The organism is Mycobacterium sp. NPDC004974 (assembly GCF_053600815.1).
The window spans coordinates 105868-117460 of record NZ_JBSGAQ010000006.1; the positions used below are offsets into that span (position 1 = coordinate 105868).

General features: G+C 67.9%; 12 protein-coding genes. 4 read left to right on the forward strand and 8 right to left on the reverse strand.

Going from position 1 to position 11593, the window contains the following annotated elements:
* Nucleotides 1-9: 9 nt before the first annotated feature.
* Genes ACWEFV_RS16035 through ACWEFV_RS16045 form a run of 3 tightly spaced genes read right to left on the reverse strand, consistent with a single transcriptional unit; the run spans nucleotide 10 to nucleotide 2551 of the window.
* Entirely contained in the window at nucleotides 10-708 is a 699-nt protein-coding gene (locus tag ACWEFV_RS16035) for a haloacid dehalogenase type II (protein ID WP_450070879.1), read from the reverse strand.
* A complete protein-coding gene (locus ACWEFV_RS16040) occupies nucleotides 705-1682 on the reverse strand; it encodes an NADPH:quinone oxidoreductase family protein (protein WP_450070880.1) in 978 nt (325 codons plus the stop codon). Before ACWEFV_RS16040 ends, ACWEFV_RS16035 begins: the two co-directional genes overlap by 4 nt.
* A 5-nt stretch (nucleotides 1683-1687) precedes the next feature.
* Nucleotides 1688-2551 carry an SDR family oxidoreductase gene (locus ACWEFV_RS16045; RefSeq protein ID WP_135451404.1) on the reverse strand — a complete coding sequence of 288 codons (864 nt, stop codon included), beginning with the start codon at nucleotides 2549-2551 and terminating at the stop codon, nucleotides 1688-1690.
* Between the two features lie 226 nt (nucleotides 2552-2777).
* Between ACWEFV_RS16045 and ACWEFV_RS16050 the strand changes: the two genes are divergently transcribed.
* Nucleotides 2778-2945 carry a hypothetical protein gene (locus tag ACWEFV_RS16050; protein ID WP_450070881.1) on the forward strand — a complete coding sequence of 56 codons (168 nt, stop codon included), beginning with the start codon at nucleotides 2778-2780 and terminating at the stop codon, nucleotides 2943-2945.
* A 160-nt stretch (nucleotides 2946-3105) separates the two neighbouring features.
* Nucleotides 3106-3303, forward strand: coding sequence for a hypothetical protein (locus ACWEFV_RS16055; protein ID WP_450070882.1), 198 nt, complete (start codon nucleotides 3106-3108; stop codon nucleotides 3301-3303).
* A gap of 67 nt (nucleotides 3304-3370) precedes the next feature.
* Here the strand turns inward: ACWEFV_RS16055 and ACWEFV_RS16060 are convergent, their stop codons facing one another.
* The 3 genes from ACWEFV_RS16060 to ACWEFV_RS16070 form a co-directional block, all read right to left on the reverse strand.
* Nucleotides 3371-4303: a class I SAM-dependent methyltransferase gene (locus ACWEFV_RS16060; RefSeq protein ID WP_450070883.1), complete on the reverse strand. Its 933-nt coding sequence runs from the start codon at nucleotides 4301-4303 to the stop codon at nucleotides 3371-3373.
* Nucleotides 4300-5262, reverse strand: a complete 963-nt coding sequence (locus tag ACWEFV_RS16065) for an SAM-dependent methyltransferase (RefSeq protein ID WP_450070884.1) — start codon at nucleotides 5260-5262, stop codon at nucleotides 4300-4302. Before ACWEFV_RS16065 ends, ACWEFV_RS16060 begins: the two co-directional genes overlap by 4 nt.
* 72 nt (nucleotides 5263-5334) lie before the next feature.
* The gene (locus ACWEFV_RS16070) at nucleotides 5335-5970 is read right to left on the reverse strand and encodes a TetR/AcrR family transcriptional regulator (protein ID WP_135451399.1); all 636 of its coding nucleotides are present in this window, start codon (nucleotides 5968-5970) and stop codon (nucleotides 5335-5337) included.
* Between the two features lie 123 nt (nucleotides 5971-6093).
* Between ACWEFV_RS16070 and ACWEFV_RS16075 the strand changes: the two genes are divergently transcribed.
* Together ACWEFV_RS16075 and ACWEFV_RS16080 are read left to right on the forward strand one after the other, a co-directional pair.
* Nucleotides 6094-6669 carry a TetR/AcrR family transcriptional regulator gene (locus ACWEFV_RS16075; protein ID WP_450070885.1) on the forward strand — a complete coding sequence of 192 codons (576 nt, stop codon included), beginning with the start codon at nucleotides 6094-6096 and terminating at the stop codon, nucleotides 6667-6669.
* Nucleotides 6670-6680: 11 nt separating this feature from the next.
* Nucleotides 6681-8837, forward strand: a complete 2157-nt coding sequence (locus ACWEFV_RS16080; RefSeq protein WP_450070886.1) for an FUSC family protein — start codon at nucleotides 6681-6683, stop codon at nucleotides 8835-8837.
* 4 nt (nucleotides 8838-8841) lie between these two features.
* Here ACWEFV_RS16080 and ACWEFV_RS16085 read toward each other — a convergent pair whose 3' ends face one another.
* Together ACWEFV_RS16085 and ptsP are read right to left on the reverse strand one after the other, a co-directional pair.
* Entirely contained in the window at nucleotides 8842-9816 is a 975-nt protein-coding gene (locus ACWEFV_RS16085) for a pirin family protein (protein ID WP_450070887.1), read from the reverse strand.
* A gap of 79 nt (nucleotides 9817-9895) precedes the next feature.
* Nucleotides 9896-11578: a phosphoenolpyruvate--protein phosphotransferase gene (gene ptsP, locus ACWEFV_RS16090; protein ID WP_450070888.1), complete on the reverse strand. Its 1683-nt coding sequence runs from the start codon at nucleotides 11576-11578 to the stop codon at nucleotides 9896-9898.
* Nucleotides 11579-11593 lie beyond the last annotated feature (15 nt).

Here is an 11593-nt window from a genome sequence, read left to right on the forward strand (position 1 = left end):
ACCTCTACGCTACGCACCGAGTTGGTCGGCGAGGTCGACAAAATCCGTCGCGACGATGTCGAAGTCATCGGACGTGACGTCGTGCGGAGCCCGATCCGGCCCGTACTCCAGAGGCCGGGCCACGTATGCGGTCCCGAGCCCGGCCGCGCGGGCGGCCCGCAGGTCGGAGGGATGGGCTGCAACGAGCGTCAGCTCCTCGGGCTCGATGTCGAGCAGCTGGGCGCAGCCCTGATAGGCCTCCGGGTCCGGCTTGTAATGCCGGAACAGCTCGGCTGAGATCACGCAGTCCCATGGCAGCCCGGCATGTTTGGCCATGTTGGTGAGCAGTGAGACGTTGCCGTTCGACAACGTCGTGATGAGGTAGCGCTGCTTGAGCCGGGTCAGCCCGACCACCGAGTCCAGCCACGGATCCAGGCGGTGCCAGGCCCGGTTGAGATGGTCGATCTCAGCGTCCCCGGCCCGGATGCCCGCGGCGCCGAGCAGGTCGACCAGGATCGCGCGATGCAGATCGTCGATCCTGGTCCACGGCAGCTCACCGCGGCGCACCCGGTCCATCGCCGGGGCGTAGCCGGCCCGCCAATGATCGGCGAACTCCGGCCAATCCCGTTGCAGCCCAAGGCTTTCGCCGAAGGCTTCCAGCTCACCGATGATGCTGGACCGCCAGTCCACGACAGTCCCGAACACATCGAAGGCCAGAGCTCGCATCATGGCTCCAGGACGAGCTTCCCGCGTACCGAACCGTTGGCCAGCGCATCGAGCGCAGCCGCACCCTCGGACAACGGGAACCGCACCGGTGGCGGCGGACGCAACCCGGCGGCCACCAACTTCGTCAGCTCGGCTCCGACCTGCGCCTGGGCGGCCGGGTGGCGGCGCACGAACTCTCCCCAGCCGACACCGACCACGCTGACGTTGCGCAGCAACAGCCGGTTCACCTTGACCGTCGGGATCCCGCCGCCCGCGGCGAAACCGATGACGAGCAGCCGACCTTCTGGGGCCAGCACCCGGATCGCGTCGTCGAAGGCGTCGCCGCCGATCGGGTCGACGACGAGGTCGACGCCCTGGCCGTCGGTGGCTTCCATCACGGCCTCGCGCCAGCCATCGGCCAGCGGCAACACCACGTCGGCGCCGAGCGACGACACGAACTCCTCGGCCCCGGACCGGTGCACCATCGCAATGACCTTGGCGCCCATGGCTTTGGCCAATTGGATCGATGCGGCACCGATGCCGCCCGCCGAGCCGAGGACCAGGACGGTCTCCCCCGGAACCAGCCCGCCGCGACGGGCCAGCGCGAACTGCATCGTGTAGTAGTTGCCCAGCAGCGATGCCGCTTCACCGTCATCGAGACCGTCGGCGGTGGGGATCACGTTGGCCGGTACCGCCGCGACCTGCTCGGCGTACCCGCCGATCATCGAGAACGCCGAAACCCGCTGTCCCGGGGTGAACCCGGAGCCCTCGGGTGCCGAGCGCACCGTTCCGGCCACCTCCATGCCGGGCGTGAACGGCGGTTCCAGCCGCAGCTGGTACTCACCGCGCAGCAACAGCAGATCGGGGAAGCAGACGCCGGCGGCGCCGACGTCGATGATGACGGTGCCCGCATATGCGGGATTACCGGCCAGATCATCGACGTCGACGTACGCCAGCCCGGATGTACCGGTAAGTGCCTGCGCTACAAGCGCTTTCACCAGTCCTAGCCCAGCTTGAAGCTGGCTTGCTGAGCGGCGGAAAGATCGGTGATCTCGCCCCACTTGGCAGCGATGTCATCGACGGAGGGCACGTCGGTGAAGGTGATGCCGTCGTTCTGGAACAGTGCGGTGCGCTGCACCTTGCCACCGCCGACGATGAACACCGAGTCGGTGTCGGGCAGTTCCTCGGTCATCAGGTAGGCCACCACCGGGGCGACGTACTCGGGGGTGAGTTTCTCGAACACCTCGGGCGGCAGGATGTCCTGGGTCATGCGGGTGGCGGCGATCGGGGCGACCGCGTTGGTCTTGATGTTGTACTTGGCGCCTTCCTGGGCCAGCGTGTTGATCAGACCGACCAGGCCGAGCTTGGCGGCACCGTAGTTGGCCTGACCGAAGTTGCCGAACAGACCGCTGGTGGAGGTGGCGACGACGACACGGCCGAAGCTCTGCTCCCGGAAGTGCGGCCACGCCGCACGGATGACGTTGTAGCCGCCGTAGAGGTGCACCTTGAGCACCGCGTCCCACTGCTCGAACGTCATCTTGTGGAAGGTGCCGTCACGCAGGATGCCGGCGTTGGAGACGACGCCGTCGACCTTGCCGAACTCGTCGATCGCGGTCTTGATGATGTTCTCGGCGCCCTCGGACTCGGCGACGCTGTCGTAGTTGGCGACGGCGCGCCCGCCGGCGGCCTTGATCTCGTTGACAACCTCGTCGGCCATGTTGTGGCCGGCGCCGGTGCCGTCGCGGGCGCCGCCCAGGTCGTTGACGACGACGCTGGCGCCCTCGCGGGCCAGCGTCAGGGCGTATTCACGGCCCAGACCACCACCGGCTCCGGTGACGACGACAACACGGTCCTGCACTCCTGGCATGGGGATTCCTCCTCGGTAACGGGCCGCGAAACGGCTCAGCTCCCCTCCTGTATACGGCGGGCGGATAACTGCCGGTTAACCGGGTCGGCTAGCACTCAATCGGGCTGGGCCGACATGTTTCTGCCATCGAGGGGTCAATTGCCGCCAACGTCGCGGATCCGGAAATCAACCCCGCCCGGCTTTAGTTGAACTAGTCAAGAAAGAGAATCGAGAAGAGGCAGAGGAAATGAAGAAGTTCGGATTCACCGCAGTCATCGCCAGTGGACTGGCCGCCGCCGTCCTGGGCCTGGCCGGCCCGGCTTCCGCCGATGTGTCCCACCACGGTTGGCTGGATCAGATCGGCCCGCACGTGACCGTGCCGCACGTCGACACCACCGTGCACCAGAGCCACTGAGACGTCGCCGGGATCACAGACGAGGCACGCGAACAAGTGCCGATGAACCGGTGGGTCCAGTGACCACTGTCACGAGGTCCGGCAGGGTTTAACAGGAATAAACCCCGAGGTCCGCCGGTTGAAATTACGCGGAATGTGTTCCCAAAAAGGATAGAAATAAATGAAGAAGTTCGGAATTACCGCATTGTTCGTCAGCGGATTGGCCACCGCCCTTCTGGGCCTGGCATCACCCGCCTCCGCCGGAGTCGACCACCACCTCTGGGTGCACCAGATGCACCAGAAGGCGACCGCTCCTCAGGTCGACACCACGGTCAAGCACACCAACGTGACTCGCACCAACGCGATGCCCAACCGCTGATCGACAACGAAAAAGGAAGGGGCGCCCCATAATCGGGGCGCCCCTTTCGTTGTGTCAGAGGTCGGGATCAGAGCTTTTCGGCTGTGACGAACGTCGAGAAGCCGGCCGGGTCACGGTGGATCGTTTCGACATAGCGGCCCAGGCGGCGCATCTCGTCGAGGGAGTGCACCCCGGCCGAACGCCAGCCGTGCTCGGCAAGCCACTGCTCGACATCGGCCCGCTGCGGGTCGTCGTACATCAACTCCTGGACATCGAGCGCATGCTGCATGTTGAACGTGGCCGCGAACCGCTCGAAGCGCTCCCGCATCTCCTCACGTCGTTCGCGAGCCGTCACGCCCGCGGTCTCGGCCGCGATTCGACTACCCGGCGCCGACAGTTCGGTGACGAGATCGAAGAGACGATCCTGGGCATCGGCAGGCAGATACATCAACAGGCCCTCGGCCAGCCACGCGGTCGGCTGCTGCGCGTCAAAACCCGCTTCCCGCAAGGCCGTCGGCCAGTCGAAGCGTAGATCGACCGGCACTTCACGACGCTGCGCGGCGGGCTCGACCCCATGCTCGGCCAATGTCGCCGACTTGTACTCCAGCACCTTGGGCTGGTCGATCTCGAACACCGTGGTGCCGGCCGGCCACTCCAGCCGATAGGCGCGGGAGTCCAGGCCCGACGCCAGGATGACGATCTGACGGATACCCGCGTCGACGGCATCGGCGAAGAAGGCGTCGAAGAAATGGGTGCGCACCGCCTGATAACTGCCCATGTGCTCGAAGACCGCGGCGGCCTCGGTATCGACAGCACCGATCTTCTCGACGAGGTCGCCGTCCAACAGTGACTCCCACACGCCGGTTCCGGCACCGGCGACAAGGATCGCCGCGTACGGATCGCGGATCAGCGGGTTCTCCCGGCCGGTCTCCCCGGCCCGGGCGGCGGCGACCATGACGGCCGTCGAGCCCACGCTGGTGGCGATGTCCCAGGTGTCGTCGTGGCTGCGCAGTGAGCTCATCGGGATTCTCCATCCAGTCGGGCGCGCAACAGCACGCTGTCCAAGCCGAGTTCAGCCAGTTCGTCGGCGCGGACCGGCCGGCCCAACCGGGCCATCTCGTCGGCGCTGTTCACCGCGTCCACATCCCAGCCGTGTGCCGCAAGCCATTCGGCGGCGTCGGCCCGCTCGTCATCGGTGTACATCAGCGCGTCAGCGTCGATATCCAGCCCCAGCGAGGTCCGCATGTGCTCGCCCCGGGCCCGGCGCGCGGCGCGCTTCTCCGGGGTGTAACGGGCCGGATCCATGGCGAAATCCTCGACCGCCAGGCGGCTGCCGGGTGCGCTGTGGGCGCCGACGAGTTCGAACAGCCGGTCCTGGGCCTCGCCGGGCAGGTACGGCAGCAGACCCTCGGCCAGCCACGCGGTCGGCTGCTCCGGGTCGAATCCGGCTTCGATCAGGGCTGCGGGCCAGTCGTCGCGGAGGTCAACCGGCACCGGGACGTGTTGTGCCTGGGCGACGGCCCCGTGCGCCTCCAGTGTTGCTGACTTGTACTCCAGCACCTTGGGCTGGTCGATCTCATACACCGTGGTGCCGGCCGGCCAGTCGAGCCGGAACGCGCGCGAGTCCAGTCCTGCGGCCAGGATGACGACCTGGCGGATGCCGTCGTGGGTGACCTCGGTGAAGTAGTCGTCGAAGTAGTGGGTACGCACGGCCTGGTAGTTGCGGGCCATGACGTGGATGCGGTGGGCCTCCGGATTGTCGCCGATCCAGTGCGGTTCGCTACCGGCCAACTGCGCCCACGCGGGACCGGCCGCCGCCGCCAGCAGAAAGGCGAACTCGTCACGAATCAAAGGATCGGGTTGTACGGTCTCGGCAGCACGGGCGGCGGCCACTGCCAGCGCGGTGGCCCCGACGCTCTCGGTGACGTCCCAACTGTCGCCCTCGGCCCGACCCGGCCGCACATCGCTCAGATCAGTCATTTGCCAGACAATGCTACCGAAGAACTTAGCCGAGCTATACGGCTATGTGGGGCACCTCACGGTGCCGATGCGTCAGTCGCGCAGCTGCCAGAGCTTGTTCGCCATCAAGAGTTCGAACTTGTCCACGATGACGGCCACGTCGTCGCGATGCCCCACGTAACCGGCATAAAAGCCCATGCCCCACATCACCGCGACCAGCATCTCCACGATCGCCGGGATGTCGGTGTCGGTGCTCAACTCACCGCCCTGGATGGCCTCGTCGACCGCCCACTTGACGAACTCCCGCGAGCTGCGCAGCGCGTCGTGCTCCTCGGAAATCAGTTCGGGATGACGCTGGGCCTCCAGGACCGAGGTGACCAGAAACGCGGCCGCCGACCGGTCAGTCGATTCCGCATCCATCGCCGCGGCGAAGAACGCCGAAATCCGGTTCAGCAGAGTGGTGGCGTCCCGGGCTTTGGCAATGCCGGCGGCGATCACCTTCGCATTGGTCTGCTCGACCACATCCCGATACAGGACACGTTTGCTGCTGAAGTAATGGTTGATTGCCGGGCGGGTGAGATCGGCGCGAATCGCTATCGCCTGAAACGTAGCTGCGTCGTAGCCAAGTTCGCTAAAAACTTCACGGGCAGCACGCACGATGCGTTCACGAGTCTCCGCCGCCTTTGCTGCGGGAGGACGTCCCGGTCCTCGGCTCGCTGTGTGGGCCACGATCAAATTGTGCCACACGTCACCTGAGAGTCCCGATGCCGTCATGTTGGTGTGCGTTATATGCGGCTGACCAGCAAAGCCCCAGCGCGCCCGAAAACCGACGACGAACTAGCGTGGTGCGTCATGGCGGGGGTTGTTTCACGGGAGGCGTACTTCGACATCGGTCTGGACGTGTTGTCCGATCTCGGGTACGGCGGGCTCAAACTCGCGGAGGTGTGCAACCGGCTGGGCGTCACGACCGGGTCGTTCTATCACTACTTCCCCAACTGGGCGTCCTACACGAAGGAACTGATCGCGCACTGGCGGGAGGCCCGCACCTTGCGCGTGGTCGAGATGGTCCGCGCCGACCACGATCCACACCACCGCATCGAAACCCTGATCGGCGAGACACTGGACCTGCCCTACGGAGCCGAGGCGGCGATCCGGGTGTGGAGCTCGCTGGATCCCGACGTCTACACCGTCCAGGCCGTGGTGGATCAGCTGCGCTTCGACATTCTCTTCGAATCCGCGCTCGAGCTCATCGGCGATGAACGCAACGCCCGGTACTTCGCGGCCTGGGGGGTCTATCTGATCGTCGGTTTCGAGCAGAGCACCCTGCCGCGAGACGTCGACGCCCTGCAGTGGATCACCACGCAGATGCGCGACGCGCTGGAATCGGGCAGCTTCACTCCGGCCGCCGGATCGGACCAACCGGTCTAACATCGGCGAACATGCTGACCCCGGCCGAGATCTGGCGCCGGGCAGCTGACCGCCTGCGTGACTCGTTGCGCGCCAGGGACCCCGAATACGATGCGCTGCGCCGTGCCCTGCGGGCCGCCATCGTCCTTCCCATCGCCGCTGCGGTCGGATTCGCCGTCGGCGGTGACTCCCAGACTCCGCTGTTCGCGATCTTCGGCGCGGTCTCCCTGCTCATCACCGCCGACTTCCCCGGCAACCGGCCGGCCCGGGCCGTCGCGTACGGCGGCCTGGCCGTCAACGGCGCCGTACTGATCGTGCTGGGCACCGTGCTGGCCCCGTATCCGTGGCTGAGCGTGGCGGCGATGTTCGTCGTCGGCATGGTGGTGTCGTTCTCCGGGGTGCTCAGCGAGATCATCGCGGCCGGGCAACGGGCCACGCTGCTGCTGTTCGTTCTGCCGCTGTGCACGCCCGTCGGCCCGATACCCGACCGGCTGCTGGGCTGGCTGATCGCGCTCGTGATCTGCGTGCCTGCCGCGCTGTTCCTGTTCCGGCCGAAGCATCACGACGAACTGCGCCGCTACTCGGCGCGGGTATGCCGGCTGCTGGCCGACCGGCTCGAGGGCCAGGCCTCGGCCCGCGACGTCACCCGCGCGATGAACAAGCTGTACGAGAGCTTCCTCGGCGCGGACTACCGGCCCGTCGCCCTCAGCGCGGGCAGCCGGGCGCTGGTGCGCGTCGTCGACGACCTCGGCTGGATCTGCGACCAGGTCACCGATGACACCGGGGAACTGCTCGGCGCCATGCGCGCCCCGGCGGTGCGCGTGCTGCGTGACAGCGCCGCGCTGCTGCGGATCCATGATCGGGCCGAACGTGCCGCGCGCGGAATCGATCTGCGCGCGGCACTGGCCGAGCAACGCACCGTGGCCCAGGGCAGTTACCGCGACGACATCACGCAGATCCTGGGTACCGCCGATGACGCGGCCGCCGTCGAACTCGGCCGCGGCCTGCTGATCCGGCGCACCATCTCGGCCACCATCGCGGTCACGGGGCGGGTGATCGGCAATGCCGCACTGGCCGACGCGCGCCCGGTGTGGGCCCGGGTGTTGGGCCGGCGGCTGCCCGAGACCGGCGCCGCCGACTGGGTGATGCCCGAGGCTGTCGCGGTGGCGGCCATCGCCAAGGGCCTGGTGGCCACGCGGGCGGTGGTGCTGCGCAACAGTCTGCGCACCGGACTGGGACTGGCCGTGGCGGTGGCCGTCACGCACGTGTTCCCGGTCCAACACGGATTCTGGGTGGTGCTTGGCGCGATGTCGGTACTGCGCAGCAGCGCACTGACCACCGGGACGCGGGTGCTGCGGGCCGTGGCCGGCACCGCGATCGGATTCGTGCTGGGCGCGGTGCTCATCGAGTTCGTCGGGGTGGACCCCGTGGTGTTGTGGATCCTGTTGCCCCTCGTGGCATTTGGGTCCGCCTACGTGCCCGAGGTCGGATCGTTCATCGCCGGGCAGGCGGCGTTCACCATGATGGTGCTGATCAACTTCAACCTGATCGTGCCGACGGGCTGGCGCGTGGGGCTGGTCCGGGTCGAGGACGTCGTCGTCGGCGCGATGGTCGGGATCGTGGTGTCGCTGCTGTTGTGGCCACGGGGTGCGACGGCGTCGGTGTCGAAGGCGATCGATCAGGCCCGCGCGGTGGGTGCGCGGTTCCTGAAGTACGCCGTTCTTCGCGTGACCCGGGGCGCCTCCGAACAGGCCACCGACCGCGTCGTCGCCCTGGGCCACGACGCGCTTTCGGCCTCCCGGACCCTTGATGATGCTGTCCGCCAGTATCTTTCGGAGAACGGCGGGCCCAGCGACCAACGCGCCCCGGTGGTGCGCGCAGCCAACCGGGCCAACCGGGTGCGGGCCGCGGCCGAGCTGATCGCCGACGTCGTGCCGCCGCCGCTCGGCGTCTACGCCCGCACCCGCGAAGTGATCGAGGAGCACGCCGCGGCCATCTGCGCCCGGCTCACCGGCGCCGACGCCACCGCGGTGCTGGTGCCGATCGGGGAGAGTTTCGTGGTGTCGTTGCGCGCCGAGGCCGCCGGAACGGATCTTGCCGTTTCGGCGGCCCTGCCGCTGGTGGCGGCTGCAGCGCATCTCGGCGAGCTGGAGCTGTTGTACCCGCAGCCCGCCGAGTCCGTGGGTTAGCCCGTCAGCTCAAAGGCCGGTGGGGCATCAGGGCATTCGGCGGGATCTGGCCGAACTTGCCCGCCTGGTAGTCCTCCAGCGCCTGGATGAGCTCGGACTTCGAGTTCATCACGAAGGGGCCGTAGTGGAAGACCGGTTCCCGGATCGGCTGACCGCCCAGCAGCAGAACTTCCATCGCGGGCCGGTTCGAGTCCTGGGTTCCCTCGGCCGACACCGTGATCCGGTCGCCGGGCCCCAGTACCGCGAGCTGGCCCTGATGGATCGAGTGGCCGACCGGGCCGACGCTGCCGCGTCCGCTCAGCACGTACACCAGCGCGTTGAAATCACGGTTCCACGGCAGGTTGAGCTGCGCACCCGGTTCGATCGTGGCGTGCGCCAGGGTGATCGGGGTGTGTGTCGCACCCGGTCCCTGAGCACCGTCGATCTCACCGGCGATGATCCGGACCAAGGATCCGCCGTCCTGAGAGGACAGCAGCTTGGCGTCGGGACCCTCGATGGCCTGGTAGCGCGGGGTCGCGAACTTGTCCTTCTTGGGCAGGTTCACCCACAGCTGGATGCCGTGGAACGTGCCGCCGTTCTCGACCAGTTCGGCCGGCGGGGTCTCGATGTGCAGGATGCCCGATCCGGCGGTCATCCACTGGGTGGCGCCGTCGGTGATCAGGCCGCCACCGCCGTGTGAATCCTGGTGGGCGAAACGGCCGTCGATCATGTAGGTGACGGTTTCGAACCCGCGGTGCGGGTGCCAATCGGTGCCCCGGGGCTCGCCGGGCTGGTATTCCACCTCACCCATCTGGTCCATGTGGACGAACGGGTCGAGGTCTGCGGCGCTGACTCCACCGAACGCACGCACGACGGGGAATCCCTCGCCTTCGAATCCGCGCGGGCCGGTCGTGATGGAGCGGACCGGGCGTTCGGTGTCCGACGCCTGAGCTGCCGCGATGCGGGGCAGGGTCAAGGTGTCTGCAGTGATGGCTGGCATCTCCTACCTCCAATTTGTAGTCTGATGCCAGGTATAACCGGACTGCGGTCCGATTATTCCTCAGGAATCTTTCCCCTGGTCAGGCGAGGGCCGCCAGGGCGGCCTCGCGGGCCTCGGCAGCCGACTCGGTGTCCAGGACCGCCTCGGCCGCGGAGCGACACTGTTGCAACGTCACCTGCGCAATCCGCGCGCCCACCGCGGCGATCGCCGCCGGCGCCATCGACAACGACGTCACCCCGAGCCCCACCAGGACGGCGGCCAACAATGGGTCCGCCGCGGCCTCACCGCACACTCCGACCGGCTTGCCCGCCACCGCTCCCGCCCGCGCGGCCAACCCCACGAGGGCCAGCACCGCGGGCTGCCACGGATCCGTGAGGGCGGCCAGGTCGGCCGACATCCGGTCGGCCGCCATCGTGTACTGCGCGAGGTCGTTGGTGCCGATCGACAGAAACTCGACGTGCTCGAGAATCTTGTCGGCCAACAGTGCCGCGGCGGGCACCTCGATCATCACGCCGGGGCTGAGCCCATGCGAACGCACTTTGGCGGCAAAGCTTTTCGCCTCGGCCGCAGTGGCGATCATGGGCGCCATCACCCACGGCTGCTGGCCGGTCGCCTTGGCGGCGGCGGCCACCGCCTCGAGCTGGTGCTCCAGCAGGCCTGGATTACCCTCGGCGATCCGGATGCCACGCACGCCGAGTGCGGGGTTCGCCTCTTCGGGGTGCCCGGCGAACTTCAGGGGCTTGTCCGAGCCCGCATCGAGCGTGCGGACCACGACTTTCTGCCCGGCGAAGGCCTCCAGGACCTCCCCGTAGATCTTGGCCTGTTCCGCCACGGTCGGCTCGGTGTCCCGGTTCAGGAAGCACAGCTCGGTACGGAACAACCCGACGCCTTCGGCAGGGGTTTCCCGCGCCGTCCTGGCGGCCGCGCCATCCTGCACGTTGGCCAGGATCGCGACGGCGTGACCGTCTGCCGTCGCACCGGGACCGGTCCACTCCCGGACCGCCTGGGCATCGCGTTGAGCGGCGGCCACCGCTTCGGCGGCAATGGATGGGTCCGGGTCGGTGGTCAGGGTGCCCGCGGTGCCGTCGAGCAGGACCATGGCACCGGCGGTGACGGAATCGAGCCCGCTCACCGCCACGACGCACGGAATCCCCAGCTGACGGGCGATGATCGCGGTGTGACTGGTCGGCCCGCCGAGCGTGGTGGCCAGCCCGACCACCAGCTGCGGGTCCAGCCCCGCGGTGTCGGCCGGCGCCAGGTCCTCAGCGCACAGGATGGATGGGATATCCGGCAGCGGCACACCAGGTTCCGGCAGTCCGGACAGTTCGGCGATCACCCGGTCGCGGATATCGCGCAGATCGGTGACGCGTTCGGCCATCAACCCGCCGATCTGCGTGAACAGGTCCACGAACTGGTCGACGGCCTCGGTCACGGCACGGACCGCGGGCGCCCCGGCGGCGATCCGTTTGTCGGCAGCCCCCAGCCAGGCCCGGTCCTGGGCCAGCGTCGCGGTGGCCGCGAGAACTTCTGAGGCGGCGCCCGTGGCGTGCGCGGCCCGGTCTCGCAGCCGGGTCGCGACCTCCGTCGCCGCGGCGGCGAAACGCTCGGCCTCGGCCGGCCGGTCCGCCTCATCGACGTCGCCGTCAGGAACCTGAATCTCCGGAAGCCTGCTGACCCGGATCACAGGTGCGTACCGCACACCCGGGACCACCGGAACCCCACGGAAGACGGTGGGTGATGCCACCGACGATGTAGTGCCCATGTGAGACAGATTACA

Coding starts and splice junctions, on each gene's coding strand:
- ACWEFV_RS16065 (WP_450070884.1), bottom strand. CDS start 5,262: ATGACTGATCTGAGCGATGTGCGGCCGGGTCGGGCCGAGGGCGACAGT.
- ACWEFV_RS16045 (WP_135451404.1), bottom strand. CDS start 2,551: ATGCCAGGAGTGCAGGACCGTGTTGTCGTCGTCACCGGAGCCGGTGGT.
- ACWEFV_RS16060 (WP_450070883.1), bottom strand. CDS start 4,303: ATGAGCTCACTGCGCAGCCACGACGACACCTGGGACATCGCCACCAGC.
- ACWEFV_RS16055 (WP_450070882.1), top strand. CDS start 3,106: ATGAAGAAGTTCGGAATTACCGCATTGTTCGTCAGCGGATTGGCCACC.
- ptsP (WP_450070888.1), bottom strand. CDS start 11,578: ATGGGCACTACATCGTCGGTGGCATCACCCACCGTCTTCCGTGGGGTT.
- ACWEFV_RS16050 (WP_450070881.1), top strand. CDS start 2,778: ATGAAGAAGTTCGGATTCACCGCAGTCATCGCCAGTGGACTGGCCGCC.
- ACWEFV_RS16035 (WP_450070879.1), bottom strand. CDS start 708: ATGATGCGAGCTCTGGCCTTCGATGTGTTCGGGACTGTCGTGGACTGG.
- ACWEFV_RS16080 (WP_450070886.1), top strand. CDS start 6,681: ATGCTGACCCCGGCCGAGATCTGGCGCCGGGCAGCTGACCGCCTGCGT.
- ACWEFV_RS16085 (WP_450070887.1), bottom strand. CDS start 9,816: ATGCCAGCCATCACTGCAGACACCTTGACCCTGCCCCGCATCGCGGCA.
- ACWEFV_RS16075 (WP_450070885.1), top strand. CDS start 6,094: ATGGCGGGGGTTGTTTCACGGGAGGCGTACTTCGACATCGGTCTGGAC.